The sequence below is a fragment of the Acidobacteriota bacterium genome (assembly GCA_028875575.1).
GTDB lineage: Bacteria > Acidobacteriota > Terriglobia > Versatilivoradales > Versatilivoraceae > Versatilivorator.
On the sequence record JAPPDF010000088.1, the window covers coordinates 1 to 25,735 of the forward strand.

General features: G+C 59.8%; 25 protein-coding genes and 1 tRNA gene. 12 read left to right on the plus strand and 14 right to left on the minus strand.

Going from position 1 to position 25,735, the window contains the following annotated elements; genetic code table 11:
* The 3 genes from OXI69_14105 to OXI69_14115 all read right to left on the minus strand — a co-directional run.
* Nucleotides 1-904: M48 family metallopeptidase (locus tag OXI69_14105; GenBank protein ID MDE2667274.1), on the minus strand; the 904-nt coding region annotated here is incomplete at its 3' end.
* A gap of 196 nt (nucleotides 905-1,100) precedes the next feature.
* Nucleotides 1,101-1,691, minus strand: coding sequence for a hypothetical protein (locus tag OXI69_14110; GenBank protein MDE2667275.1), 591 nt, complete (start codon nucleotides 1,689-1,691; stop codon nucleotides 1,101-1,103).
* 161 nt (nucleotides 1,692-1,852) lie between these two features.
* Nucleotides 1,853-2,398, minus strand: coding sequence for a Spy/CpxP family protein refolding chaperone (locus OXI69_14115; GenBank protein ID MDE2667276.1), 546 nt, complete (start codon nucleotides 2,396-2,398; stop codon nucleotides 1,853-1,855).
* 233 nt (nucleotides 2,399-2,631) lie between these two features.
* Here OXI69_14115 and OXI69_14120 point away from each other — a divergent pair, with 233 nt between their 5' ends.
* From OXI69_14120 to OXI69_14140, 5 genes are all read left to right on the plus strand, one after another.
* Nucleotides 2,632-3,336: a response regulator transcription factor gene (locus OXI69_14120; GenBank protein MDE2667277.1), complete on the plus strand. Its 705-nt coding sequence runs from the start codon at nucleotides 2,632-2,634 to the stop codon at nucleotides 3,334-3,336.
* A 26-nt stretch (nucleotides 3,337-3,362) separates the two neighbouring features.
* Nucleotides 3,363-4,814, plus strand: a complete 1,452-nt coding sequence (locus OXI69_14125; protein ID MDE2667278.1) for an ATP-binding protein — start codon at nucleotides 3,363-3,365, stop codon at nucleotides 4,812-4,814.
* A gap of 254 nt (nucleotides 4,815-5,068) precedes the next feature.
* On the plus strand, nucleotides 5,069-5,848 hold the full coding sequence (locus OXI69_14130) for an enoyl-CoA hydratase-related protein (GenBank protein ID MDE2667279.1): 780 nt from the start codon (nucleotides 5,069-5,071) through the stop codon (nucleotides 5,846-5,848).
* A gap of 2 nt (nucleotides 5,849-5,850) precedes the next feature.
* Nucleotides 5,851-7,095 (plus strand): CoA transferase, encoded by a 1,245-nt coding sequence (locus tag OXI69_14135; GenBank protein MDE2667280.1) that lies wholly within the window; start codon nucleotides 5,851-5,853, stop codon nucleotides 7,093-7,095.
* Nucleotides 7,096-7,100: 5 nt separating this feature from the next.
* On the plus strand, nucleotides 7,101-7,952 hold the full coding sequence (locus OXI69_14140) for an aldo/keto reductase (GenBank protein ID MDE2667281.1): 852 nt from the start codon (nucleotides 7,101-7,103) through the stop codon (nucleotides 7,950-7,952).
* A 26-nt stretch (nucleotides 7,953-7,978) separates the two neighbouring features.
* Here OXI69_14140 and OXI69_14145 read toward each other — a convergent pair whose 3' ends face one another.
* The gene (locus OXI69_14145) at nucleotides 7,979-8,752 is read right to left on the minus strand and encodes an aldolase/citrate lyase family protein (GenBank protein ID MDE2667282.1); all 774 of its coding nucleotides are present in this window, start codon (nucleotides 8,750-8,752) and stop codon (nucleotides 7,979-7,981) included.
* Between the two features lie 222 nt (nucleotides 8,753-8,974).
* On the opposite strand from OXI69_14145, the gene OXI69_14150 reads away from it, so the two are divergent.
* Nucleotides 8,975-9,760 carry a TIM barrel protein gene (locus OXI69_14150; protein ID MDE2667283.1) on the plus strand — a complete coding sequence of 262 codons (786 nt, stop codon included), beginning with the start codon at nucleotides 8,975-8,977 and terminating at the stop codon, nucleotides 9,758-9,760.
* Here OXI69_14150 and OXI69_14155 read toward each other — a convergent pair.
* The 5 genes from OXI69_14155 to OXI69_14175 all read right to left on the minus strand — a co-directional run bounded on the left by OXI69_14155 (nucleotide 9,743) and on the right by OXI69_14175 (nucleotide 14,775).
* The gene (locus OXI69_14155; GenBank protein MDE2667284.1) at nucleotides 9,743-10,465 is read right to left on the minus strand and encodes an MBL fold metallo-hydrolase; all 723 of its coding nucleotides are present in this window, start codon (nucleotides 10,463-10,465) and stop codon (nucleotides 9,743-9,745) included. The two genes, OXI69_14150 and OXI69_14155, sit on opposite strands and share 18 nt — an antisense overlap.
* 134 nt (nucleotides 10,466-10,599) lie before the next feature.
* Nucleotides 10,600-11,607, minus strand: a complete 1,008-nt coding sequence (locus OXI69_14160; protein MDE2667285.1) for a sugar phosphate isomerase/epimerase — start codon at nucleotides 11,605-11,607, stop codon at nucleotides 10,600-10,602.
* 15 nt (nucleotides 11,608-11,622) lie between these two features.
* On the minus strand, nucleotides 11,623-13,158 hold the full coding sequence (locus OXI69_14165) for an Nramp family divalent metal transporter (GenBank protein MDE2667286.1): 1,536 nt from the start codon (nucleotides 13,156-13,158) through the stop codon (nucleotides 11,623-11,625).
* Nucleotides 13,155-14,162 carry an exo-alpha-sialidase gene (locus OXI69_14170; GenBank protein MDE2667287.1) on the minus strand — a complete coding sequence of 336 codons (1,008 nt, stop codon included), beginning with the start codon at nucleotides 14,160-14,162 and terminating at the stop codon, nucleotides 13,155-13,157. Before OXI69_14170 ends, OXI69_14165 begins: the two co-directional genes overlap by 4 nt.
* Nucleotides 14,163-14,217: 55 nt before the next feature.
* Nucleotides 14,218-14,775, minus strand: coding sequence for a hypothetical protein (locus OXI69_14175; protein MDE2667288.1), 558 nt, complete (start codon nucleotides 14,773-14,775; stop codon nucleotides 14,218-14,220).
* Between the two features lie 851 nt (nucleotides 14,776-15,626).
* Between OXI69_14175 and OXI69_14180 the strand changes: the two genes are divergently transcribed.
* The 3 genes from OXI69_14180 (at nucleotide 15,627) to OXI69_14190 (ending at nucleotide 18,156) form a co-directional block, all read left to right on the plus strand.
* The gene (locus OXI69_14180; GenBank protein MDE2667289.1) at nucleotides 15,627-16,355 is read left to right on the plus strand and encodes a pyridoxine 5'-phosphate synthase; all 729 of its coding nucleotides are present in this window, start codon (nucleotides 15,627-15,629) and stop codon (nucleotides 16,353-16,355) included.
* A 1,014-nt stretch (nucleotides 16,356-17,369) separates the two neighbouring features.
* Nucleotides 17,370-17,543, plus strand: a complete 174-nt coding sequence (locus OXI69_14185; protein ID MDE2667290.1) for a hypothetical protein — start codon at nucleotides 17,370-17,372, stop codon at nucleotides 17,541-17,543.
* A gap of 193 nt (nucleotides 17,544-17,736) precedes the next feature.
* A complete protein-coding gene (locus OXI69_14190; GenBank protein ID MDE2667291.1) occupies nucleotides 17,737-18,156 on the plus strand; it encodes a hypothetical protein in 420 nt (139 codons plus the stop codon).
* A 92-nt stretch (nucleotides 18,157-18,248) separates the two neighbouring features.
* Here OXI69_14190 and OXI69_14195 read toward each other — a convergent pair.
* Nucleotides 18,249-18,322 (minus strand) — tRNA-Gln (locus OXI69_14195).
* A gap of 312 nt (nucleotides 18,323-18,634) precedes the next feature.
* Between OXI69_14195 and OXI69_14200 the strand changes: the two genes are divergently transcribed.
* Nucleotides 18,635-19,234, plus strand: a complete 600-nt coding sequence (locus OXI69_14200; protein ID MDE2667292.1) for a class IV adenylate cyclase — start codon at nucleotides 18,635-18,637, stop codon at nucleotides 19,232-19,234.
* A 262-nt stretch (nucleotides 19,235-19,496) separates the two neighbouring features.
* Here the strand turns inward: OXI69_14200 and OXI69_14205 are convergent, their stop codons facing one another.
* From OXI69_14205 to OXI69_14220, 4 genes are all read right to left on the minus strand, one after another.
* Nucleotides 19,497-20,165, minus strand: a complete 669-nt coding sequence (locus OXI69_14205; protein ID MDE2667293.1) for a lytic transglycosylase domain-containing protein — start codon at nucleotides 20,163-20,165, stop codon at nucleotides 19,497-19,499.
* Between the two features lie 53 nt (nucleotides 20,166-20,218).
* Complete coding sequence (locus OXI69_14210) at nucleotides 20,219-21,106, minus strand: Cof-type HAD-IIB family hydrolase (protein ID MDE2667294.1); 888 nt, start codon at nucleotides 21,104-21,106, stop codon at nucleotides 20,219-20,221.
* 471 nt (nucleotides 21,107-21,577) lie between these two features.
* Complete coding sequence (locus tag OXI69_14215; protein MDE2667295.1) at nucleotides 21,578-22,261, minus strand: zf-HC2 domain-containing protein; 684 nt, start codon at nucleotides 22,259-22,261, stop codon at nucleotides 21,578-21,580.
* 74 nt (nucleotides 22,262-22,335) lie between these two features.
* Entirely contained in the window at nucleotides 22,336-22,926 is a 591-nt protein-coding gene (locus tag OXI69_14220) for a sigma-70 family RNA polymerase sigma factor (protein MDE2667296.1), read from the minus strand.
* A 211-nt stretch (nucleotides 22,927-23,137) separates the two neighbouring features.
* On the opposite strand from OXI69_14220, the gene OXI69_14225 reads away from it, so the two are divergent.
* A complete protein-coding gene (locus OXI69_14225) occupies nucleotides 23,138-24,313 on the plus strand; it encodes a serine hydrolase (GenBank protein ID MDE2667297.1) in 1,176 nt (391 codons plus the stop codon).
* The gene (locus OXI69_14230) at nucleotides 24,303-25,703 is read left to right on the plus strand and encodes a hypothetical protein (protein MDE2667298.1); all 1,401 of its coding nucleotides are present in this window, start codon (nucleotides 24,303-24,305) and stop codon (nucleotides 25,701-25,703) included. The genes OXI69_14225 and OXI69_14230 overlap by 11 nt, the downstream gene beginning before the upstream one ends.
* Nucleotides 25,704-25,735 lie beyond the last annotated feature (32 nt).

The window sequence follows — 25,735 nt, forward strand, 5'->3', positions numbered from 1 at the left end:
GGCTCGGTCGCCCTTTCGTCTCTCCCGAGGAGGGTCTCCTGGCATTTTCCATGGCGATAAGCTTGGCCTTGATCCTGTCAAACTCGGTGGTGTTGATCACGTACTGCTCCCGTTCCGGAAGAATCTCCTCAATATTCGCCTGAGTCTTCTCGATGCGCTTGTGGGTAGGCGGATGAGTCGAGAACGCCGTGGCCAGCTTGCCCTTCTTTTTCTTCTTCTTGGACTGCAGTTTCTCAAAGAAGGAAACGAACCCGGTGGGGTCGTACCCGGTCTTGTACATGTACTGAAGCCCCAGGTAGTCGGCCTCGGTTTCCGCCTTGCGGCTGAACCGCAGGAACTGCATCGGAATCAGGAAGCTGGATGCATTGTAGATCGCCGACGCAATCCCTCCGCTGAGAAAAATCAGAGGGATCATGGCATAGTTGGCGATGGTGGCCTTGGTTTGCTGCTCGGTGGCGTGCCGGGCGGTCACATGGGCAATCTCGTGGGCCATCACGCCGGCAATCTCGGATTCGCTGTCGGCGGCGGTGATCAGTCCGCTGTTGACGTAGAGGAATCCCCCAGGTAGAGCCATGGCATTGATCTCTTCCGAGTCGATCACCTTGATGGTGAAGGGCACCTTGGCGTCGGAATTGCGCACCAGGTTCTGGGCGACCCGGTTTATGTACTCGGTGACTTCAGGATCCTCGACAAGCTTGACTTGACGTTCGATCTGCTGGGAGAGCTGACGGCCCAGAGCGATCTCCTTCTCGATCGAGATGATGTTCAAGTTCCCCTTGTTGACGTTTCGATTCCCGATCTCGTCCAGATCGGAGTTCTTGCGGGCCTTGGCATACGACGGCACACCGCCGGCAAGGCTCAATGTCAAGCAGGGAATGAGCACAAATTTCTTGAGAAACTGCATGACGCCCTCCTTCTCGGGTTTCATATCCCGTAGATTTGTGGTCCACAGGATCAGATGCCGATCGAGGCGCTAGCGAGGTAAAGAGTCGGTCAACGTTTCGTAAAGATTCGTCAAGACCGGACCCACTCTTCCAATGGCCTTGCGGAAAGACCATTGGGAGAGGCCCCTAGTATCGGGCTTTCCGATCGCCGGCGGTTCAGCGAGCCGCTTGCTGCACGTAGACCAACCTCTGAGTTCGCTCCCGCGGTCCGCCCGTGGTGGTTCTGACCACGGTCATGGTCCTGCCGTCATCGGAGAGGCTGCGAACTTCCTTTGACTGCATTAGCCCCATGGGGGTTTCCATGCTGGATTCGGTCACCAGCCGATTCCCTTCCCAATAGGTCTTGGACGGTGTGGACATGCCGCCGAACCCCGGGTTGGTCGACTCTTTTCCGTCCGTGGCGAACCTGGATGTCCGGACCCGTTCTTCGCCCCCAAAATTCAGGGTTTGTCGGATGACGAGCATCCCCTCCTTGTGATCGATGGTCAAGGGACCCCTCAGGCCTCCCCGGCCCATGCGACCCATGCCGCGCCTGCCGGGACCGCCGCCCCTCTGCCGGCCGCCTTCACGGGATCTGCCGGCCCCGAAACGGCCTGTGCCGGAACCGCGTCCTCCCCTGCCCATCTCACTCCTCTCGGGGTCCAGGATCCAGGTGCCGGAGAAATTGGGTTTTTCACCCGCCAGCAGCTCCACGGACAGCCCCAAAACCAGGATCGCCGAGAACACCACGGCTCTATTGGTTCCCATCTCTTCCTCCCTTTTTCAATTTCATTTCTGGTTGACCGCCGATCATTGCGTTCGATCCTCTCCAGTCCGAGCCCACACCAACAAGATTGGGCCCGACCGGAGAGTCGGGCCCAAACCAACGTTTCCAGAATGGCAAACCCCGTGGGGGCGATGTCCAGCGATTACTCTCCGCCGGGGCCGCCGCCGCGACGCTGGTGTCTGCGTTCCCTGCGCTCTTCCCAACGGGCCTTAAGCTTCTCTTGAAACGAAGTCCACTTCTGCTGCTGCTCCGGCGTCAGGACATTCTTGACATCCAACCGCGTGTTGGCGCCGATTGCCACCAACTGTCCCTGGAGCTTTCCCTGCTTGGTGGCCAGAGTGTCGATCTTGGTCGTGTCCCCTGCCTTGACGGCTTCTCCCAGAGCCTTGCGGTTGGTCCGCAGTTGCTTGCGAATCGGTTTGGATTGATCCCGGGCGGCCTTTCGGATTTTCTTGATGTCGGCCTGTTGGGCTTCGGTCAAACCCAGGAACTCGACCATCATCGCACCCCGCATCCCGATCCTGCCCTTGCCGCCGGGACCCTCCCCCCGACCACCTCCACCCCTGAAGCCCGCGAACTGGCCAAACGCGGATTCCACCAGGAGAATCGACGCCAGAGCGAAGACCGAGACCACCACGCCTCTTGCCAGGATCCTTCCGGTTTGAGTTTTGCTTGAAGTTTGAAACATTGGAATTTCCTCCTTTTCTGGAATTTTCAAGAGCCTTGACAGCAACCTCGCTCCTCGCCTGACTCTTACCCATATATACGTCGCTCCCGGGGAAGGGGGTGTAAAGAGTGCGTCAGCGTTCTGTAGAGTTTTGTCAATCCGTTTTCTTGACAGTTGAGGTGCACCGATCCAAAACAGTACCCTTAGTTATACGGAGGCATACCGGACCGCGCCCACCACCTGTCGGGGTCACCATGGATCGTTTGCTGGTCGTCGATGACGATACCGAATTGTGTTCGCTGGTCACCAGATATCTGGAAGCGGAAGGGTTTCAGGTGGACTCCGTCAACCACGGGCAGGAGGGCATCGAACGAGCCCTCTCGGGCGATTACTCGCTGGTAGTGCTGGACGTGATGCTGCCCGGCGTCAACGGTTTCGACGTCTTGCGCCGCATCCGAGCTGAATCGCGCATCCCGGTGCTCATGCTGTCGGCCAGAGCCGAGGACGTGGAGAGAATCGTGGGACTTGAGATCGGCGCCGACGATTACCTGGGAAAGCCCTTCAATCCACACGAACTGGTTGCGCGCATCCGGGCCGTTTCCCGCCGCTCCCGTCCCAACAGAGAGCTCGAGCCCGACACCGATCGTCATCCGCTCCTGAGAGTGGGAGACATCGAGCTGGACAGGAATGCCTGGAAAGTAATGCGAAACGGCCAACCGGTGGTGCTGACCACGCTGGAGTTCAACCTCCTTGATATGCTGCTCAGGTCGGCCGGACAGGTGTTGCCCCGTGAGGAGTTGGTTCAGACCCTGCTGGAACGCGAGTTCGACCCCTTCGACCGCAGCATCGACATGCACGTCAGCAACCTGAGGAAGAAACTGGGCCGTCACGTCAATGGAGTCGAACGAATCAAATCGGTCCGCGGAGTCGGCTACGTCTATCCCAATCCCGGACCTTAGGAACAGGGAACAGACTAATTGGAATCATGCGTAGTCTCGTACTGAAAATCTTCATCTGGTTCTGGGCAGCCATGGCCCTGGTGGGCATGGCCCTCTATTTCACTACCCGAGCCACCATCTCGGAGCAGGTCGAGCGCCGGGAGCGCCAATGGATCGGGATGACCATGCCCCTGGTTGCGCAACGGGCGGCCGACATTCTGGAAAGGGACGGCCCCTCGGGCCTGAGGCGAAACATCAATCGACTCAATCGCCGGCGTCGTTTCAATGTCTCCTTCCTCAACGAAGCGGGAGAGCTCCTGGCCGGGCCGGTTCCATCAAGTCGGGTCAGGAACCTGGCGGCCAGGGCCGCGCGAAGCAACGATCGCCTGGTGGAGATCGTACAGGGAGAACGCCTGGTGGCCCAGAGCGTGGTCTCGCCCGCCGGCCGCCGGTTCGTCCTGGCGGGAGACATCCGGGCCCGACTTCCGGGAAACCCACCCGGACGCCCCCGGCGGCCGCTACCCATCCTCAGAGCCCTGGGCATTCTGGACGCCGACATCCAGACCCAGGTGCTTCGCATCCTGGCCGTGTTTCTGACGGCCGGACTGGTCTGCTATGGCCTGGCCTGTTATCTGACCGCTCCCCTGAAGAAGCTTCGGACAGCGACCCGGAAACTGGCGGACGGGGACCTGGCCGCCAGGGTCGGAAAAGCGCCGGGCGGCCGCCAAGACGAACTGACCGAACTCGGCCACGATTTCGACCAAATGGCCGAACGCATCCAGATCATGGTGGGAGCTCAGCGTCGCCTGTTGAGTGACATCTCCCACGAGCTACGCTCGCCCCTGGCTCGCCTCAATGTGGCCTTGGCGCTGATTCGCCAACGCATGAAGGGTCGATCCGACGATGAACTGGACCGTATTGAGCTGGAAGCGGGACGCCTCAACGAGCTTATAGGCCACCTGCTGACTCTCAGCCGCATCGAGAGCGGCACGATGGCGCCGGCCCGCAACGACATTGCCCTGGACCAACTGGTGGCGGAGGTGGTGGCCGATGCCGAATACGAAGCCCGCGGTTCGGGAAAGGCCGTACGCATCCTCTGCAGCCAGGCCTGCGTGGCCCTGGGCAATCGAGAGTTGTTGAGAAGCGCCGTTGAGAACGTGGTCCGAAACGCCGTCTACTACACCGCGGACGAAACCGCGGTCGAGGTTGAACTGAAACTGGCTGGAGCGAACCGGGACATGGCCGTGATTACGGTTCGCGACAGGGGAGACGGAGTGCGCGAGTCGGAACTCGGCGAGATCTTTCGACCCTTCTACCGGGTGGCCGCGGCCCGGGAACGACAGAGCGGCGGCACCGGACTGGGGCTGACCATCACCCGGCAGGCCGTGCAGTTGCACAACGGCTCCGTGGCCGCTTCCAACGCCTCCGGAGGAGGGCTGCGAATTGAAATACGACTGCCCGCCCGTCCGGGAAGCACGGGCTCGGCCGAGCCACTGTAGCCGGGGAAAATGTTTCGCTGAGCAGGCTCGCCGTCCGTGGCGCTTCCTTGACAGATCCGTCGCTGAAAGGATATCTGTGAGGGCTTCAGCGGCTTCCATGGGCTGGCGCCCACGGCTATGTGCTGCGGCCGCCCTGGCGGCTTACCGAAACCCCTGGGATTGCACCCAGGGGAATTGTCCTGGTATGACCCTATCCGCAATCGATTCGAAATTGGCTGGTTCCTGCCACCGATTTCAGGGCTGACTTGAATCCAATGGACGACATTCTCCTGACCCGGCGGGAAAAAGACATCGCAACGGTTATTCTCAACCGCCCGCACAAGCTGAACGCGCTCAGCCGGGAGTTGTGGCTGCGGGTGGGAAAGGCGATGCAAGAGCTTTCCTCGGATGAGGCGCTGCGCTGCATTGTCCTGCGCGGAGCCGGCGAAAAGGCCTTCTCGCCGGGTGCCGATATCTCCGAATTCTCGGCGCACCGCTCTAATCGCCAGCAGGCACGGGCTTACGGCGCCCTGATCCAGGAAGCCATGCAATCCATCAGGGACTGCCAACATCCGGTTATCGCCATGATCCAGGGTGTATGCGTCGGCGGGGGTCTGGAGTTGGCGTCCATGTGCGACCTCCGGATCTGCGGGGAATCCAGCCGATTCGGAGTGCCTGTCAATCGGATCGCCATCACCATGGCCTACCCTGAAATCCGGGCTCTAATCGACCTGGTGGGCCGGGCAACGGCCCTGGAGATTCTTCTGGAGGGGCGGGTCTTCGGATCCCAAGAGGCCAAGGCCAAGGGCCTGGTCACCCGCGTGGTTGCCGACGGCGAGGTCGAAAAGGAAACCTACGCCACCGCTCGCCGCATCGCGGACGGGGCCCCCTTGGCCAACCGCCTGCACAAGAGATTTGCCTACCGCCTCCTGGATCCCAAGCCGCTGACCGAGGCTGAAGTGGACCAGGGTTTCGAGATTGTCGGCACCGAGGACCACCGGGAAGGATACCGGGCCTTCCTCACCAAGACCAAGCCGCGATTCAAGGCCGGTTGACCATGAACCCGCAGCCAACCTCCGATCGCACCGGTCCCCTGCTCGGCATGAAAGTCCTGGAAGCCAGCCACGTCATGGCCGGTCCCACCTGTGGATTGATGCTGGCCGATCTGGGAGCGGACGTCGTCAAAGTGGAGCGCCTCCCCGGAGGCGACGACACCCGGCGCGCCGTTCCACCCGAGATCCAGGGAGAGTCGGCTGCATTCTTGATGATGAACCGCAACAAGCGCGGCATCGGACTCAATCTGAAGTCCGAGAAAGGGCGGGAGGTCTTCCGCCGCCTGGCCGGAAACAGCGACGTCGTCATCGAAAACTTTCGCAAGGGCATGATGGAGGCGCTGGGTCTGGGCTATGACCGGTTGAAATCGGATCATCCCGGACTCATCTACTGCTCCCTGTCGGGCTTCGGACAGACGGGGCCCTATGCCGACCGGGGAGGATTCGATCTCATTGCCCAGGGAATGAGCGGATTGATGAGCATTACCGGTGAAGGGCCCGGGAGGGCTCCGGTAAAGGTTGGGGCCCCAATGACGGATATCACCGCAGGCATCCTGGCGGCCCTTGGAATCGTTGCGGCCTATGCTCACCGGCAGCGGACCGGAGAGGGGCAACTGGTGGACACGTCCCTGCTGGAAGCCGGAATCGTTCACACCTACTGGCAGTCGGCAATCTATCTGGCGACGGGTATCTCCCCAACCGCGATGGGGTCGGCCCATCCCCTGATGGCTCCCTACCAATCGTTTGAAACCCGGGATGGCTGGGTCAACGTTGGGGCCGCCAACCAGGCCAACTGGGAGCGGCTGCTGGAGGCTCTCGGAGCATCGGAACTGGGACGCGATCCGCGATTCGCCGACAATGCCGGGCGTATGAATCACCTGGCCGCGCTGGTCGAGCAGTTGACTCCCTACTTTCGATCTCGAACCACCGCTTCATGGCTGGAAAAGTTCCAAGCCGCGGGGATCCCGGCAGGACCGGTGCTCTCCATCGCGGCCATGCATGCCGACCCGCAAGTGAAGGCGCGCCGCATGGTGACCGACGTCCCGCACAGTCGGTTGGGTCAGGTAGCAACCTTGGGGACGCCGGTCAAGTTTTCGGCGACGCCGACCTCGTTGACCCGAGGAGCGCCGCTGCTGGGAGAGCACACTCGGGATGTGATGCGCGAAGTCGGTTACAGCGATAGAGAAACCGAACTACTCGAAGCCCAAGGCGCCATTCTCAGCGACCGGACAAAATGTGACGATCAATAATGCCCATGACCAAACGAAAATTCGGCTGGACTGGCGTTGAGGTTCCGATTATCGGCCAGGGGACCTGGATGATCGAAGGCAGTCAGGCTCAGGAGCAGCGGGCCGTGGCGGCCCTGCAACTGGGGCTTGACCTGGGGCTGACTCACATCGATACCGCCGAGATGTACGGTAACGGCCGGGCGGAAGAGTTGACGGCGGAAGCAATCGGCGCCAGGAGGAGCGATGTCTTTCTGGTGAGCAAGGTGCTCCCCTACAACGCTTCCTACGACGGAACCCTGAGGGCCTGCGAGCGAAGTCTGAAGCGGCTTCAAACGGACAGCCTGGACCTGTACCTGCTCCACTGGAGCGGCCGTCACCCCATCCGGGAAACCATGCGAGCCATGGAAACCCTGGTGCAGCGGGGTTGCGTCCGGTTCATCGGGGTCAGCAACCTGGACTTGGAGGAATTGAAAGAAGCCCAGCAAGCGCTGCGCCATGAACGACTGGCCTGCAACCAGGTGCTCTACCACCTTGGGGACCGGGGCATCGAGTACGGGCTTCTCCCCTACTGCGCCGAGCAACAGATCGCCGTGGTGGCTTACAGCCCCTTCGGCCATTCAAGCTTCCCTTCGCCGGGAAGCAGAGGTGGAGGGGTGTTGGCGGCCATCGCCCGGAAACAGGGACGAACGGCCAGGCAGGTGGTTCTGAACTTCCTGACCCGCCATCCGGAAGTGTTCACCATTCCCAAGGCGAGCCGGGAGGAACATGTAAGGGAAAACAGCCGGTCCCTGGATTGGGAACTCTCCAGCGAGGACTTCAAGTCCATCGATCAAGCCTTTCCCGCTCCCGACCACGAGGTGCCGCTCGGCATGCTCTGACCCGACCGGATGGCAGCCCGCATTTCTCAGCCGAGCACTCCCCTGAATGCGGACAGCGATTCCGACAGCATCCTGCGCTTCAGGTTGACATCCACGCCCACAAAAAAGAGACGGACCCCCAGCGCTCGATACTGCAGCGCCTGTTGGGGGTGCCCTCCGCCCATCGACAGGATCTTGCCGCTGCGGCGGCCTGCCTCCAGCACCCGTTCGATCTTGGGAGCCAGGGCCCGCTTGGCCTCCGGACCGAAGAGACCCAGGCTGACCGACCAATCCATTTCTCCGACGGTCAGCATGTCGATCCCTTCCACCTCGAGAATGTCATCCAGGGCCTGGTAGCCTTCGTCGCTTTCGATCATCACCATCAGTGAGGTCCTGAGGTCGGCCTCGCCGAGCGCACGCCTGGGATCGCTTCCAAGCGTGAAGCCGGTGCCGGCCGAGGAACTCGACACGCCTCGCTCGCCCAAGGGGGGAAACTTGCCCAACTGCACCAGCCGGGCGGCCTGAGCGGCGCTCCTGACATCGGGCAAGGTCAGGATTTCCATGCCTCCATCCAGAAGCCGCTGCACCTGGGTCCGCGTCAACTCGGGAATGCGGGCCATCGGTACCATTCCCAGATGAGCAATCGTCCGGCCCAACCTGAGCACCTCCGCCGTCGATTGCGGACCGTGCTCCAGATCCAGAAAGACGACGGAGTAGCCCAGCTGGGCCATCAACTCCAGGTCGGTCATGGTGGTATCGCGGCAGATGACCCCGTAGAGAATCTCCTCAGTCTTCAGCAACTCCCTCAAGCGACTGCTCATCGATTCCTTCCTTTCAGCAACCCTTCAATGGATTGACTTATGAGGCGCCGGCTGGACACCACAGCCGGAGCTGATCCTTGCAAACACGCCGGGGGTGGCGTAAAGTCCACTGCGCGGTATCCAAGAAAGCGTAGGACCGAGCGGACCGACCCGGTCTGCAAGCTGGAGGAATCGGACGCGAGCAGCCGTTCGACCCGTCATCCAGCACCGAAAGGAGCCAGCATGTTCCACCTCTCCGTCTGCGAAGGCACTGTCTTCCCGAATCTTCCCTTCCGGCAGCGGGTCCGTGAAGTCGCGGCTGCCGGTTTCTCGGTGGAACTCTGGGGCTGGGAAGATGAGGCGCTGGATGCCATCGCGGCCGATCCGGACATTCAAATCGCTTCCATGCCGGGGTGGGGTCCAGGCAGCATGGTTCACCCCGACGGAGTAGCGACCTTCCTGGAAGGCGCCAGGAAAAACCTTTCGGTGGCCCGGAGGATCGGATGCAGGAACCTGGCCGTCGCTTCCGGCGAGCTCGACCGCGAGGGCCGGGTAGTGCACGCCATCGCCGAGCATCCCGCGGACCTATGGATTACCGCCTACCGGTGCCTGTGCGAACTGGCGGAAATCGCCGAAAAGGAAGATGTATCGTATAACTTCGAAGTGCTCAATACCAAGGTCGACCACGCCGGTTACCCCTTCCCCCATCTGGAAGACGGGGCTCGATTGATCCGGCAGGTCAACAGCCCGCGCATCCGGCTGCTGGTCGATGTCTACCACGCTCAGGTGGAGGAAGGCAACGTCGTCCAGGCAATTCGAGACCATCGGGAAGTCATCGGGCACGTGCATGTGGCGGACGTCCCCGGGCGCCACGAGCCCGGCACGGGCGAGATTCACTACCCCCGGGTGGCTGCCGCTCTCCGGGAGATCGCCTATCACGGCACGGTGGGATTGGAGGCCTTTCCGGAGGGGGACAGCCATCTGGCCCTGGAGCGCTTTCGCCAGGTATTTTCAGAGTCCTCCTCCTGAAAGCCCTGGTCTATAGCCAGAGGGTTCCAGCACCACCAGGGTAGGCCGATCGGAGGAGAAACGGGGGGGCGGCAGAGGCACGGTGTGGTGTCGCACATGGACCAAGGGATCTCGGGGACGCCTCTTCAGAAAGACTTCCACCGGCGTCATGTCCCCGTCAATGGGAGGGAGGTAGTAATGCATCGGAAGGATCCACTTGGGCTGGAGAATCTCGATCATCGGGTCCAATTCGTCCAGAGTGAGGGTGAGCTTTTCGCCGACGATGGCCAACAGGACATCGCAACGACCGGCAAAGGGAGCCAACTGGTCGGCACTCAACTCATACCCGAGGTCTCCCATGTGCAGAATCCACAGGTCTCCGGCCCTGAAGGCGTACAAGGCATTGTCATCGGCGCCTTCCGGATGGTCTGGAGCCTCGGCTGCCTTGAGGGTCACAACCGGCTCTCCGTTCATCTCCGCCCGACCCCGACCCTCAGCCAGGTCCAGGGCGTTAATCACCGGAGGATTCCCTTCAACCACCTGAATGCAGGCGTGACCCCGGTCGGTGAGGGAACTGACGATCACCTTGTCAGCCTGGAGGAACGGGACATCCGGACCTCCCAGCCCCACGGCGGAAGGAGTATAGGGATCCATTACCAGCACAGGCCGATGGTCCTGCCACAACCTGAAACAGGCCAGTCCCACCCACTCGATCGCCAGCGACATCCCAAGCCCGCTTTTCTCACCAGGCCGTTGAGCATTCGATAAAAAAGTGTTGGTCATTAACCTCTTGCAGTGCTTTGTATGGAGTCTTCAGCCTGCACACACGGTGCTGGGCGCTCCCTGGCGAGAAAGGCGGGCTAGTCCTCCTTCCACAAGCTGCCGGCATCGCTCATGCCGGCAAGCTCCCACCACTTCGGGCCCGGCTCCTTCTCGAACACGATGGGCTTGAGGAAATCAATCGACTTCTTCAGCCCCTCCTCGACATTGAGATATTCACACTCCATCTCGATCGACAGGACGTGGTCGTAGCCCGCAAACTGCAGGGCGGTCACGAATTCCTTCCAGTCAGACTCTCCGTGACCCCAACCCGGAATGGTGAAGTTCCAGGGCCGTTGCTCGGGGGATTCTACAGAGGACGAGTCATTAAAACCCCTCAGGCGGAGGTTGTGGGCCTGAATATGGGCATCCTTGGCATGCACGTGCTGTACCAGGTTGCCGAGGTAACGGACCGCTTCGCAAGGGTCGATGCTCTGAAACCACATGTGAGAAATATCGAAGTTGCAGGCCACCACCGGTCCGACTTCCTGGTGGAGCCTCTTGAGGGTTACCGGATTGTGAACCAGGTCCCCGCCATGCATCTCAAAGCAGAGGGTCACCCCGTGATCGCTGGCTATCTTGCCGTGCTCCCGCCAATAGGGAATCAATCGTTTTTCCCACTGCCACTCCACAGTGTCCCGCAGAAAGGGGAGATCGGCAAAGGTGACCCAAACCGGGGTTCGATCGCCTTCTGCACCCTCGGGCAGCCCTGACAAAAGGGTCATCCGGCGGATCCCCGCCCACTCCATGAGCTGGCAGGTCTGCCGGAACTGGCGGGAGTATTCCTGAGCAATCGCCTTGTCCGGCATCAGCGGAGCCCCATGTCCGATAAGCGCGCTGATTTCGAGTTCATTGCGTTCAAAGGCCTCGAGCCAGCGGGGAATTTCGTCGCGGTGGGCCACCAGCCGTTCTCGATCGCAGTACTTCCGGTTGCTGGCCAGACCGCAGGCTCCCACCTCGATGGCCCCCAATCCGAGCTGGCGCGCGTAGCGCAGACCGTCCTCGAACTCATACTGCATCAGATTCGATGAAATGACCCCCAGCTTCATGGCGTTTTCTCCATCTCAGGGATTGGGTTCGCGGATCTCAGGGCTCCCGGCGGTCTCATGGGGAAGCGCCGCACGATCCACAAACCGCAGCAATCTGGCCAACAGGAAACAGAGAGCCAGGAACAGAGCCAGCACCAGGTAGCCCCGAAACTGATCGTAATCCCAAAGCGCCTTGAGTCCGAAACTGGAAAGGGCGATGGCGGAGGCGACGTTGAGAGCCACCAGCCAGCTTCCCATTCGCAAGGGAAGGGGCAGAAAGCGGCGGTCCACCCACAGGTTGGCCAGAGCATAGAACCCGCAGGAGAGGACACCGGTGTAGATGCCGGCCGGGGTTACGATATCCAACAGGCGAACCTCGGGATTGAACCGGCTCCACCACAGAACCAGAATGCCCCCTCCCAGGGCCCAGAGAATCCAGCCGGTTCTCAGACCCCGCAACGGCAGCCTGTTCCGGAAGCGCGGCATGGACTTCAGGTATTCGAATAGAACTCGATAGGAAAGTTCCGGCCCTCCGTAAAGGATTCCGAAGAAAGCCAGGAAAACGGCCAGATGGTAGAGCGGCAGCAGCCAGGGATGGAGGGTGGTGAGGAAGGCTGCCTGGTAGGTCAACATGCGGAGGCCTTCCGGCACCTGCTGGTCCGGCTGCAATATCACCGTTCCCAGAATGGCAAAGCAGGCGCCGATAAAGACCACCATGAAAAAGCTGGCGCTGGTGTCGACCAGAGCCGCCCGCAGCCACAACCGTGCCGGGTGATCCTTGCGGGCCGCTATCCCTTCGAGCTGCTCCGGCGTTGCCGTCTCGAGATGACTCCAGCCCCACTTCTTCTCCCTCAGAAACGAAAGGTATCCCAGGTAGTCGTAGCTCTGCCCTCCGATGGCCGAGGAATAGACCACCACCTCCACCCAGACCGAGCGATCCTTCATCTGAGGCATCATTGAGTACAACCAATCGGGATAGCTGAGAGCTTGCGGGAAAAAGCCCTGGAGCACCTGCAACCACGGCGGCGCCACGTAGAACACGGCCACCACGATGCAGACCACCATCAGTCCCAATATGATCGTCTGGGCCTTCTCCAGAAACTGGTAGCCGCCGAACGACAGGAGGGCAATGGCCCCCACGACCGCAAGGGTCGCCCAGAGGTACTGGTCCCCGACCCCGGCGATGGCAGTGCAGATCTGGCCCGTCAGTCCGGTCAGAAACGAGAACCACAGGGGCGTGGCCAGGACGACGATCACGATCAGAAAAAGCGGGAACCAGCCGCTGGGCCCGGGGATCCTGCGCCATCGCTCCAGGGGATGCCCCCCACTGAGAATCATGTGGCGAATGCTGGTGTAGACGAAGATCCATTTCAGGAATGCCACGAACAGGATGACCCACAGTATGCTGAAACCGAAAATGGCTCCCCCTCGCGAGGGAAACAGGATTTCTCCGCTGCCGACGGTCACCGACGCCAGAATGGCTCCGGGCCCGAAGAATCGAATCCACTGCAGGGGGTTGGTTGAAATCAGCGCCCGCGGCGGTGGGGGAAGTTGAGGCTCGGTTGCATTCATCGGAATCGAACTTTCGCCAGGTAGATGCTGGTCTTGCCTTCGTGTGAGGAGTAGTAGCTGATCCACAGCAGGTCATCGTGCCACACCATGCCGGGGTAGCTGGTGTCGCTGCCGCTGGGCAGGGTCAACACGGGTTCGAAGCTCTCCGGGGTCATCCTCGACAGGACCGTCTTGCCATTGAGCCGACTGCCGGCCCACAGGCTTCCGTCCGGAATTCGAATGAAATTGGGTCCACCGATGCTGTGCTCAATCTTGCGGAACTGCCATTTCTTGTAGGGCGGTCGGCTTCTGCCCAGGTAGTGGGGCCGAATCAGGGCGATCATCTCACCGTCCGGCATGACCCGCAAAGTTGTCTCGCTGACTCCCTTGAGCTTGAATTCAGTCAACCAATGCCAATTCAGGCCGTCGCGAGTCCAGTAAAGGAAACCGCGGCGGGGATTGGGCGTTTCGCCCATTTTGGAAAGGCTGTAGGCCTTGCCCTCGTGCCAGGTAGCCCTCCACAACCAATGGTCCTCGGCCAGCAGCCTGCGTGTCGGCGTCCACTGGTGGCCGTCCCGGGAAAAGGCGACTCGCGGCGCTCGGGTCACATAGCCCCATTGCTCCTCCTTGAGGGGATCGTCGATACACCCTCCGGCCAGAAGCATCAAGCGGCCGTCTTCCATGACCGAAAGCTTGGGATCGCGCAGATCCACTCCTTTTTCACTCAGCAGGGACGCCGATTCCCAGCGCTCCCCGTCCTTGGAAACGATGACCCGGATCTGACCGGGCCTGCCCGACTTCCCTTCGGGCATCACCTCCCGGGTCGGCCGGCTTCCGTGGTAGTCGCCTTCGCGAAAGGTGCACAGCCATTGGTCGCGGAAACGAATCAGGTCGGTGAAGGCGTTGTGGGGCGCCCGATCCCAAATTTTTGTCACCGAGACCAGTTCCGGTTCAGCTCCCGTCAGAGGCAGGCAGAATCCTGCCAGGAGCCCGGCCACCGACATCAGTCTAATAGCGGATTTCATCATCTTCCCCCATTGCGTGACTCATCTTGGAGCCGCTTTCAATAGCGGCTCAGGGTTAATCCAGGGCTTCCTGCCAGAGGCAATAATGTGTTCGCTGCAGGGTTTCAAGGTCTCTCTTGACCAGGTTCAAACCGTAGACACACTGCTCGAAGCCATCGGCCAGGCGCCGGAACAGCGACGCTTCTCTTCGATATTCGAAGAGGTTGAAAGCGGAAACTATACCGTAGGACTCCTTTCCGGCCCGGATATAGTCGACAAACACGTCCAGGGACAGCCGCTTGAGTCGAGGCAAGTGCTCCAATCGTTCCGGAAATATGCCTGCAAAAAATAGAGTGTAGTCCCCTATGTGGCGCCTTACCTCGCGCTCGCGGTCGAACGAGCGCCCGTCCAGCAGGGGATTGGATTCCAATAGCATTTCGGCCACATCTTCCAACCTGCGTCCTCGAGCATTGCGAATTCTGTAGAGGTTCTCGATATGGGTGAACCGGATCAGGACCTCCGAAACGTAACTGCAGGCCTCGGCATCCCGGACACCGGCATCGCGGCAAAATCGTCTCCCGACCAGATGCCGAAACAGTTGACTCAGAGGATGACTTGACGGGATTTGCACCATCGTTTCTCCTTACCGACCCGGGACTGAGCTCTGACCCTCAGCCCCTGGAGCCCTTCAAGGCCACTCGCGCCCACCCCCGGCAAGTTCCGTCCGCCCGCTCAGGCATTCTATGTCTGCGGACAGCGTTCTTTCAATAGCCGTCTGAGCGTCGCAGTTGAACCCTCCTCTTGAACCAACCGTCAGGTGTCTTCCGCCGGAGAACTTCGGAAAATCAAGCTGACCCGACCGATCTCCTTTCCCTGGCGCCAGGTATCGCGAAACCGGTTCAAGGGCAAGCATCAGTAGATGGTTTATCAACATGGATGGACAGGATAAACAGGATTATTTGGCGAGAGTTTCCACCGTCTTGAGTTCAACGATCGCCCCTGCTTCCAAGAAGGATTCCCAAACCCGGTTCCAAGCTCATGGAGGACTTCAAGCACGAACCCGATCATTGAGCGAGTCCGCTTCCTGTGCCTCAGCCACTCGTCCTGACTATCCTGTTTATCCTGTGTATCCATGTTCAATCAAGTAGAGCCTTTGCAAGATTCGGCAGCGGGACGTTTGCCGGGAATGGCCACAAAGGCACAAAAACACCAATGGTGACTATTGTGCCTTTTGTGGTTAGACAGCATTGTTCACCAGCTCGCACCCAACGTCGGAGACGGGGGCACGGCCAACCCGATGGGACTCTCCCCTATTTCGGGTTGAATCCGAGCCTGGAAAATCCGAGGCAAGATCATTAGGATGTCTTGGAGCCTTTTTTCGCCCAAGGCTGTTGTTCGTTTCCACAGGCGCCGGCCACAGGCGAGGGCGACCCGCTTCGGTCTGGCCGTGGAATGAAGTCTCGGGCCCGGCACCCAAAAGAAACCATGACCAAGCTCAGCGTCAACCTGAACAAGTTCGCTCTGCTGAGAAACTCTCGAGACAAGGACCTGCCGAACCTGGTCGCCATGGCTCAGCGCTGCGTCCGGACCGGTGTTCACGGTATCACCGTTCATCCCCGGCCCGACCAGCGCCACACGAGATACCAGGATGTGTTCGATCTGGCCGCGGTAGCCGCCGAGCAATCGGTCGAGTTCAATATCGAAGGAAATCCAACGCCCTTTTTTCTGGACATCGTGAAGAAGGTCAAGCCCACCCAGTGCACGCTGGTCCCCGATGCTCCCCAGCAACTGACCTCCGATCACGGATGGGATCTGCGCCGGGACGGAAACCGACTTCAGCCCATCATCGCGGACCTGAAGGAAGCCGGAATCCGTGCAAGCCTCTTCCTGGCCCCTGACCTGGCTCAAGTGGACCGGGTACCGCCAACGGGCGCCGATCGCATCGAGCTCTACACCGAGGCCTATGCGGATGCGTTCGGAGGAGCCTTTCAGGACGAAGTACTGCACAACTACCGGAGCGCTGCGCTCCATGCCCGGCAACTCGGCCTGGGAGTCAATGCAGGACACGACTTGAACCTCAAGAACCTGAGCCTCTTCCTGACCATCCCCGGAATCCTCGAAGTTTCCATCGGCCATGCCATCGCCGTGGATTCCCTCGACTACGGCCTGGAAAATTGCCTCCACAGGTATCTCACAATCGTTCAAGCGACCTGATCAAGCCTGGCCGTCGTTCCCCGCTCTCTCCCGCCGGCACCCCTTTCCGGCCACCCATAACGGCACCCTCCCGCGAGACGATCCGTAACATGGAAGACATCTCTTTTTCACGTCCTTCCGGGCGAAAGCCTTGCAGCTATTGGATCTACACGGATCGGACCTCCAAAACCCCCTCCCAGTGGGGCATTCCCGTAATCCGATTGTGGAAAACCCAGTTATTGCAGGGGTTCCGACGGAATGTTCTCCGACAGGAACGCTGATTTTGGCGTGATTTATTAAGATGTTTATATTCAATAACTTACAACAATACACCTATTTGTGTGCAGCTTGGTCTTTTTCATTGCTAATCAACGAGTTCCAGTCCTCAGACCCTGTTTTTCCACAGGATTTTCCACAAGAACTGTGAATTGAGCTCACAGCCTCCCTGGACCTACGGTTACGGCTGCATCCGCAGGACGGATTTGCGGCCTTTTTGAGCCCCCGGGCGTGCGCTCGGGGGGGTGTCTCACAAAAATCCTGTCCCTCCCGTATCCGGATAAGCGAGTATTGAGTAGTGGCGTGTCGGCAGGCGCTGTCCCTCCCCAACGACGCGGAACAGGTGAGAGCAGAGTGCTGCAGGCGAGTCCGGGAATGGCGCATAGCCCTACCCCCGACCTCAGGCATGGAAAACCCCCACGCAAGAGCATACATCTCCATGAAAGGCGCCTCGTAGCCACATGGCGACAGGGAGTATCAGGGTGAGAATCAGCGGACATTTCCTGTGTGCGTTGACGGTTTTCCCGGTTTTCCTGGCGGCAATCTTTCCTTGCTCCGGACAATCCCTTCCAACCGTCAAGCTGGGGGCCGAAACGGTCCAGGCCTTCCAAGGATATATAGGAATCCAGGAAGATCTTTACCAACAAGGGATGAACGGCCGGCGGCCGTTTCTATGGAATGACGATCCGCCGCGCAACCGATCCATGGTTGAAACGGGTGAGATCGTGATTGAGCAGGACGCCGGGGGGGGAGGTGGCCGTGCCGGGCGGTATCATCCAGAACTGGACCGGGGCCGTATTCATCCCCGGAGGGTCGCTGCCCAAGACTCTGAAACTGCTTCAGGACTATGACCGCCACCGAGACATCTATCCGGACGTTGTCGACTCTAGCCCGCATATCTCACCAGGCCGCTGGAGGCATTACAAGAAGTAGATTCTCTTCGACACCTTGATTGGCTCAATGTCAAGGGCTTGCGCATCACAGACGGCGCTGGGCATGCCCTGGCTTGTCCTTTTCCCTTCAGCGCGCACAGGCTCCCTCGACCGTAGAAACCGCTACGCTCTTCGGTCGCGAGCACGCGCTGAAGGGATAATTCCTGCGCCATGATCATGCCCCCTGGTGAGAAATGCGGGCTAGGCTCTTGTCCCGCAACGGCGATCGCTTGACGACCTATCTGCGGCTGGTGAAAAAAAACGTGCTGACGGTGGTGCTTAACACGGAACACGAAGTTCAAATCCGTGAGGCAGGCGCCGGACGCGCCTACATTCGGTCTCGTAGCACTCGTATCACTGAAGTCAGGAATGCCGGCGAACCCGACGAAATCCAACTGCCGTCTGAGGAAGACAGTGGATTCCTCTGGAGACTCAACGCCTATTGGAGGCTGGAGGAGACAAACCGGGGGCTCTATGTGGAGTTGTCTACGATCTCACCCTCCCGGGATATTCCCATGGGATTGGCTTGGCTGATGAAACCGTTTATTCGGGAGGTACCCCAGGAATCGTTGCGGTCGACGTTGGCAGCCACTCGCCGCGCAATGCTGCAATAGCCCGCATTGCTCGCTTTCCCCAACTGGAAACGAAGATTGTCCACGAAGTGAATACGGGGCAGGCAACCGGAACGGGAAGCGCGTGAGGAATTTGGCTGGGAGGCAGGGATTCGAACCCCGATAGGCAGATCCAGAGTCTGCTGTCCTACCGTTAGACGACCTCCCAGAAGACGCGAACCGACAGGAAGAAGATTCGACCAACGCTACCCGGCGGTTGTAGCATCTCCACAAATCGTTGTCAACGTTCACAACACACGTCCATGACGCACACGATCCGGGATGTGGGGGCATCCCTTGTGGACACCCGACTTCGGGATGTATGGGGCGGCCGCGAACAGTCGGGCACCCACCGGCGTTGCCCCTGCGTTGGTGGATCAGCGCGCGATGGCCCCGGAGGACACCCCATGCGGATTGGAATGCCTTGACCGCTCAGCCATAATAGGTTCGGCGTCGGTCGCCCACCTGGAGAGCCTTGCCAATGAAATCCGGAGCACATCAAAACGCGCCGGGCAAGTCCATCGAGACCGAAGTCAAAATCGAGTTGGCCGACCTTCCCAAGGTGCGTGATCGACTCGTTCAACTCGGTTTCCGGATCCGAATGCCTCGAGCCTTCGAGGATAACTGGATTTTCGACTACCCGGACCGGTCCCTGGCCCGGCGCCGCCAACTCCTGCGGGTACGATCCTTCGGCGACCGCGCCTGGATCACTCTGAAGACTCCATCACGGCACTCCACCCGCTACAAGATACGTCAGGAACTGGAAACGGAGCTCGGCGATGCCCAGGTTGTCCGGCAGCTATTGCGAAGTCTCGGCTTCGAACCCAGCTTCCGATACCAGAAGTTTCGCACTGTCCTCGAGTCCGTCAAGACCTCCGGAAAGAAACTGACGGTGACCTTCGACGAAACCCCCATCGGCAACTTTCTCGAAATCGAGGGATCTGCCCGAGACATTCTGGCGTTGTCGGCCAAACTCGGTTACAAACCAACCGACTTTATCCAGGACAGTTATTGGCAGCTCTTCCGGAAGCGGCGCCCCAGGTCTTCCGGAACCTCCATGATCTTCCGGAAGCGAGGCTAGACCAGACGCATTTCTCACGGGCCGTGCGCTAGCCCGCATTTCTCACCAGGCCGCTCGATTCATAGAGGAAAGTCCATCTGTTTTCAGCACCTCATCGGTCTGATTGGTACGTCTTGCGGTTACACACGGCGCTGGGCGTGCCCTGGTGAGAAATGTGGGCAAGAGGATGGGAACCAACTCGTCCCCAATGTCCTGCAGTGCTTTGTGGGGAAACTTCAGGGCACAGGGCGCAGGCACCTCACGGTGAGAATGAGAGCGCCAACTACCGTCGCTCGCCCCGATAAAATTGAAGGACCTTGCGGATGTATTCGCGGGTTTCGGCGAAGGGCGGAATCCCCTGATGGTTCCTTACGGTGGAAGGGCCGGCATTGTATGCGGCCAGAACCATCAGGAGGTTCCGGTTGAACTCACCCATCAGATGCTTCAGATATCTGACCCCTGCTTCGACATTCTCCTCGGCATCGAAAACGTCCTTGACACGATAGGTTGAAGCGGTTGCCGGCATGAGCTGCATCAGTCCGCTGGCGCCCTTGACGGACACCGCCAGAGGATCGAAATTGGATTCCGCACGAATGATCGATCGCACCAGTTCTGCGTCCAGGCCGTGCCTGCCGGCAACTTGTCGGATGATCCGATCGAGTTCTCCTTGGGAGAGCGTAGTCTGGGGAGACGGTCCGACCGGCACTGCCTGTGCCTCGGAGCGCGGCGGCTCCCGGTGGAGCGGGACGACACGTTCGATCCAATCGGCAGGGACCTCCAAGCGACCTTCGCCAAGGAGAGTCAGCACGGCCGTGTCCGTTCCCATCCGGTGGCCTTGTATGGTCATATTGCGTCCATTCTTGAAGTAGACCATCTCCGTGGCGGACAGGCTGGCGGCAGATCCACACAGTATCAGCACCAGGCCGACCCTGGGCAGCCATGACGATCCCATGAAAGGCTCCTGTAATAGAATAGGGAGAACAAAACCTCCCAGTCAGGGGCCGGTCAGCCGCCGGAAGGCCTCGGTGGCGCTGAGCCGCTCCCGCACCCCACTGTTTTCTGGAAAACAAACCGACCAATCGCCCGGGCGACACCCAAATCGTTATTGGATGCTGTCTCGTAAAACCCGCGATTCTTGAGCACCGCCACGCCGTTAGCCATCACCACACCCACCCCGGCATATTCCAGCATCTCCAGATCGCTGTGATTGTCTCCAATGGCCATGATTTCGGTTGACCGAACGCCATGAGACCTCGCCAAAAAGTCCAGGGCGGAACGCTTGGAGCAATCCTTGTTCAATACATCGATAATTCCCAGGTCCTTTTCCCGGTAATAGGTCTTTGCGACTCTCACATGCTGCTCGAATCCGGATTCCTTGAGCCGCCCTTCTACGGCTTCCATCACTCTGAGCGGACCGCTGAACATGATCTCGATCAAATCGCCGTCAATCTCGCTCTGGAGTGACTCCACTTGAACCGTCACCCCTGGAGCCTTGTTCAGATAGTGGTGCAACTGTCCGTTCGTCCGGGGTCGGGAACACACCACCATCTGTCCAGCGGCAGGCCTGTCCTTGTGCAAGACCGTGCAGTGGGTGTAGTCGGAGGTGGCGGACAGTATGGCGGTCGCGATCTCGGGCGCCAGAAACCACCGGGCCAGCCGCCGCGACCGAGTCGGACACACGATCATGGCTCCATTGTTGACGATGAGCGGAGAGGACAACCCCAGAGCCTCGGCAACCCAGACGGCGGCGCCATAGCGACGGCCGGTCACCAGAACCACCTCGACTCCACGGTCCCGAGCCTGGCGAATCGCCGTCACGTTTCCCGAAGGCAGTCGGCTGGAACTATCCAGGATGGTGCCATCGATGTCTGCAGCGATCCACTTGAGAGCCATTGAGTCTCCGCGCCAGCCGACAAACCCGGAATCATACCATGAGGGACCCGCGGGGAATGCCGGCCCGGTTGATTGTAAAGCCTTTTGCAAAATTCGCAGCGGGGCGGGTCATCCTGCCGGCAAACCTGAGGTTCTGCCTTTTTCAAATTTGGTTGCGACTTGGTGAAAAAAAACTGTCAAACCACAAAAAGCACAAAAGGCACACAATTTGTGTTTTTGTGCCTTTTGTGGCCATTCCCGGTAAACGTCCCGTTGCCGAATGTCGCAAAAGGCTCGGTAGATTGTGGATTTTGGACTTGGGGCGAAATCTGTGGCCGAGACTCCCCGATCAGGCATCAGAATTCCGGAATCGACGATCCCCGGCGTTTGATCCTGGCCTTGAGCGGGGCAGATGGATTGATATGGACGGACAGGATGGATTGTCGCGACCCGGCTCCCCCCAAAAAGGGCTTTGACGGACAGAAACGCGGGCTAGCCTCGGACGTCGATCCTGTCTTGGGTGGTGGGGTAGAAACTCAAGGTCATCACGAAGGTGCCGACGGTGGGACGACCTAGAAACGTGGCGGGGTCCATGTTTACGCCGAAATAGAGGAATCGATCCAGGAATTCCAGACTCTGTTCATCTTGAGGCCCGCTCAGGACCGTATAGTCGATCACCCGGCCATCCTCGCCGACCAGAGTCCTCACGGTGACCGGCTGGGTTACAAACGGCAAATCGGCGCCAAACACGACAGGCATCATTGTCAGAGACCTGGCGCGAGGCTCGGTGAACAGTCCCAGGGCCGAGTCGGAGTCGCCGGAGCCCAGGCTGGCGCCGCTGAACAGGGTGCTCAAAAGGACGACAAAGGTCAGGCAGGTCAGGAAAACGCCGCTGAAGGCCGGAACGGCCAGGGGATTCATCAGATCGCCCAGCTTGTTGACCAGTTGCTTCAGAGAAATTCTCTCTCCGTGGATCGAGGCAGCCACCCTTATCCTTATCTCGAGCTCCGGCGGAGGAGGCTGGCGATCCAACTTTCGCATCACCTGCTGCAGTGACCGAAACTCGTCCAATGTCCGCCGGCAGGATGCACAATCCTCCAGGTGACGGTCCATCTCAAACCTCCGTCGCCCAAACAAATCGTTATCCAGATAGCTCTGAATCGCTCTGAGGGCCATTCTGCAGGTCATTTGCTGTCTCCCTCGAGTTTGACACCTCGGAGGTCTCGGTTTCCCCAAGACACTCCGGACCCTTATTCGATCAGGCCGCGCAACCTCTGCCTGAGCTGGGACCGGGCACGCCACAAACGTGATTTCACTGTCCCCATGGAGATAGCCAAGGTTTCTGCAATCTCCTCGTAGGTAAGCCCCTCGACATCCCTCAAGACGATGACTGTACGATACTCGGCAGGCAAGGCGTCCAGCGCTCGCTGGACTGCCTGCTCGATCTCCCGCCTGGCGCAGACGGCTTCCGGGCTTTGTCCTCGATCGGGGACTTCCAGCAACCTGGGGCTTTCGCCGTACGAGGGTAGCGGGTTATCCAGCGATACCGGAACGTGGTCCTTCCAGCGCTTCCACCAACGACGGCGGTTCAGGCTGGCTGAAACCGCAATCTTGTAGATCCAGGTCTTGAGACCGCATTCTCCGCGGAAACGACCGATACCCTTGTAAATCCTGACAAAGGCCTCCTGGGTCGCTTCCGAGGCTTCCGCCGAATCTCCCAGAATCCGGTAGGCAAGGTTGTAGATGGGAGCCTGGTAGAGACGAACCAGTGTCTCGAACGCCTCCTGGGACCCAACCTGCAATCCATCGACCAGGGCCGGTTCATTTTCCAGGAAATCCAACCCTATCTCGCAATTGAGCAAGAGCCTCTCTCCCAGCCTGCCTTGTCTTCGGGTGTTTCGTCCAAGATACCAAGCATTCGGATTGAAAGACAAGACTCGACCCTATAGACCGCGCCGGTAGCCAAAATGTTCCCGCTGAATAGAGCTTGCTCCGAAAAATTGAAAACACTAAGATAGCCAACCGCTCGAATCCACCGTGGAAGCCCAACCGTTGTCTGATCTCCATCGGAAATACCCGGCGCTCCTCCTCCTGTTGGCCGCCGTCCTTTCAGGCCCATCGCTCTCCGTTCGGTCAGTGGCCGGCCCCCGAGACAGCCCCTCGCCATTGGCCAAGATCGACGGCGTCGTACACCGGGCCATCGACAATGGCCGGATACCCGGCGCGGTGGTGCTAGTGGGACAAGGCCGCCACATTCTCTTTGAAAAGGCCTATGGCCACCGCTGCCTGGAACCCCGGCCCGAGCCGATGACCCTGGCAACCCGATTCGACCTGGCCTCCCTGACCAAGGTGGTGGCCACCGCGCCGGGCGTCCTGATCCTGGTTCAGGACGGAAAAGTAAGGTTGGGCGACCCGGTGTCCAAGTATCTCCCGGGCTTCGGCAGGAGCGGGAAAGAGACCATCACCCTCCGGCAGGTGCTGACCCACTACTCCGGATTGGCGCCCTATTTCCGTCTCCGCGCAAAAGGGCCCGAAGCTGCCTCAGCGGTCATTGACAAGATCTACCACTCCGACCTGTCAGCCACGCCGGGAAGCCGTTTCATCTACAGCGACCTCGGATTCATCCTGCTGAGCAAGTTGATAGAGGTTGTGAGCGGAGAACCCCTGGACCGGTTCGTTCACTCCCGAGTCTTCTCCCCGCTCAAAATGGTTGAGACAGGATTCAGCCCTCCCCCAGGCGAACACCACCGTATCGCTCCCACCGAAAAAGGGGATGACGGGAGTTTCCTGCGAGGTCAGGCCCATGATCCCCTGGCATCCACAATGGGCGGGGTTGCCGGTCATGCCGGCCTCTTCTCCAACGCCCGCGACCTTTCCCGCTACTGCCGGATGCTGCTGAACGAGGGATGGCTGGAGGACTCCAGGGTGCTTGAACCCCGGTTGGTCCGGCAAATGGTCTCCCCGCAATCTCCGCCGGGCAAATCGGACATTCGAGGATTGGGATGGGACATTCAGTCCCGCTATTCTTCGCCAAAGGGTGCACATTTCTCGCCACACTCTTACGGACACACGGGCTTTACCGGAACTTCCCTGTGGCTGGACCCTGAAATCCAGTCCTACCTCATCGTTCTGACCAGCCGTCTCCACCCCGACGGCAAGGGCGACGTCCGAGCCCTGCGCAAAGAGATCGCAACCATCGTCGGCGAGGCGCTTTCCCGTGCAAGGTAAGACTTCTACAGGCAAGCTCCTTCCAACAACGGTTCTGGGCCTGCTTCTTCTGGCCTGGGCTCCGGCCTTATCCGGACAATCCAAGCCCATCTTGATTCAACCCCAGATCCGGTTTCAGCGGATCGACGGGTTTGGCGTCAGCGGTTCCAACGGCAGCGCCCAGGAAATCCACAACCTCCCCTCGGCGGAACGCCTCAGGCTCTTCGACCTGCTCTTCAGCCCCAGGGAAGCGGGCCTGAACATCCTGAGAAACGAAATCGGGTGGACCGGACAACGAATCCCCATTACCGCCCGCTTGAGACTGACCGGCCTGACCTTTTCGTTCGGAGGCGACGAAAGAGAGAATGCGCAGTTCTCGCTGCTTCGACAGGCCAGGAAGCGTCAGGATGTGCTGTTAAGCAGTTGTCTCTGGACTCCCCCGCCCGCCTGGAAGAGCAATCAGGCGCTGGATGGCTCGGGGTCCCTCCTGGCTCAACACTACCGTGACCTGGCGGAATACCTGGTGGGTTACGTCGAGTACTATGAGAAGCTGCGAGGCCAACCCGTCCACGTGGTGAGCTTGCAGAACCGGCCCGACAGAGAGGACTTGCCCGTGGGTTGCCAGTATGGGGCAAACCAACTGAGGGACCTGGTCAAGAGGGTCGGCGAGAGGTTCCGGGAGAAAAGAATCCGGACCCGACTCATGGTTCCGGAGGCAGACTGGAGAGAGACGCTACCCTTCCTGAAAACGATGATGGATGATCGAGAGGTTCGGCCTTTGCTCTCCCATGTGGGAGTCCAGTCTTCAGTGGAGCCGAACCCCGGGGCCGATGCTGTCGACCAACTGGTACGACGCCATAACTTCAACCTGTGGCAGACTCAATTCACATCTCCGGCGGGCAACAGCGATGAAATGGATGACGCGCTCGACCTGGCCCAAACCCTGATTGGCGACCTGTTGCGGGGGTGTCGGGCCTGGCTCTACGGCCCCATATTGGCCACCGACACTCAGCCGGGACGCCTGGGCTTGCTCGAAGGCACCGGCACCGGATTCCGCGCTCCCAAGCGTTTCCGCGCCCTTGTCCAGTTCAGCCGGTTCATCCCCAGAGGCGCCGCTCGGGTTTTCTCAACCGGAGGCAGCACACCAGCAGCGGCTTTCCGAAACCCAACCGAGCGTCAACTGGTTGTGGTCCTGGTCAATGCAAAGGAAGAAGCGGTCGACGAAGTAATCGAGCTCCGCGGATACAGGCTGGAAGACATCGAGGTCTTCAGAACTTCCGCGGAAGAAGACATTCGGGCTGTCGAACTCACTCCGGAAGCCGGGTCCAAATTGAATCTCGCCCTCGCTCCCAGGAGTATCCATACCTTGCGGGCATCGATACGACGGGTGTCATCCAACCAACCCCGGTAACGGCTCCGTGCCCGAAAGCCTCAGCCCGGCAG

Coding starts and splice junctions, on each gene's coding strand:
- OXI69_14190 (MDE2667291.1), top strand. CDS start 17,737: ATGCGGGCTAGGCTCTTGTCCCGCAACGGCGATCGCTTGACGACCTAT.
- OXI69_14200 (MDE2667292.1), top strand. CDS start 18,635: ATGAAATCCGGAGCACATCAAAACGCGCCGGGCAAGTCCATCGAGACC.
- OXI69_14115 (MDE2667276.1), bottom strand. CDS start 2,398: ATGTTTCAAACTTCAAGCAAAACTCAAACCGGAAGGATCCTGGCAAGA.
- OXI69_14125 (MDE2667278.1), top strand. CDS start 3,363: ATGCGTAGTCTCGTACTGAAAATCTTCATCTGGTTCTGGGCAGCCATG.
- OXI69_14135 (MDE2667280.1), top strand. CDS start 5,851: ATGAACCCGCAGCCAACCTCCGATCGCACCGGTCCCCTGCTCGGCATG.
- OXI69_14130 (MDE2667279.1), top strand. CDS start 5,069: ATGGACGACATTCTCCTGACCCGGCGGGAAAAAGACATCGCAACGGTT.
- OXI69_14140 (MDE2667281.1), top strand. CDS start 7,101: ATGACCAAACGAAAATTCGGCTGGACTGGCGTTGAGGTTCCGATTATC.
- OXI69_14160 (MDE2667285.1), bottom strand. CDS start 11,607: ATGAAGCTGGGGGTCATTTCATCGAATCTGATGCAGTATGAGTTCGAG.
- OXI69_14180 (MDE2667289.1), top strand. CDS start 15,627: ATGACCAAGCTCAGCGTCAACCTGAACAAGTTCGCTCTGCTGAGAAAC.
- OXI69_14170 (MDE2667287.1), bottom strand. CDS start 14,162: ATGAAATCCGCTATTAGACTGATGTCGGTGGCCGGGCTCCTGGCAGGA.
- OXI69_14165 (MDE2667286.1), bottom strand. CDS start 13,158: ATGAATGCAACCGAGCCTCAACTTCCCCCACCGCCGCGGGCGCTGATT.
- OXI69_14210 (MDE2667294.1), bottom strand. CDS start 21,106: ATGGCTCTCAAGTGGATCGCTGCAGACATCGATGGCACCATCCTGGAT.
- OXI69_14175 (MDE2667288.1), bottom strand. CDS start 14,775: ATGGTGCAAATCCCGTCAAGTCATCCTCTGAGTCAACTGTTTCGGCAT.
- OXI69_14155 (MDE2667284.1), bottom strand. CDS start 10,465: ATGTCGCTGGCGATCGAGTGGGTGGGACTGGCCTGTTTCAGGTTGTGG.
- OXI69_14150 (MDE2667283.1), top strand. CDS start 8,975: ATGTTCCACCTCTCCGTCTGCGAAGGCACTGTCTTCCCGAATCTTCCC.
- OXI69_14145 (MDE2667282.1), bottom strand. CDS start 8,752: ATGAGCAGTCGCTTGAGGGAGTTGCTGAAGACTGAGGAGATTCTCTAC.
- OXI69_14110 (MDE2667275.1), bottom strand. CDS start 1,691: ATGGGAACCAATAGAGCCGTGGTGTTCTCGGCGATCCTGGTTTTGGGG.
- OXI69_14205 (MDE2667293.1), bottom strand. CDS start 20,165: ATGGGATCGTCATGGCTGCCCAGGGTCGGCCTGGTGCTGATACTGTGT.
- OXI69_14215 (MDE2667295.1), bottom strand. CDS start 22,261: ATGGCCCTCAGAGCGATTCAGAGCTATCTGGATAACGATTTGTTTGGG.
- OXI69_14120 (MDE2667277.1), top strand. CDS start 2,632: ATGGATCGTTTGCTGGTCGTCGATGACGATACCGAATTGTGTTCGCTG.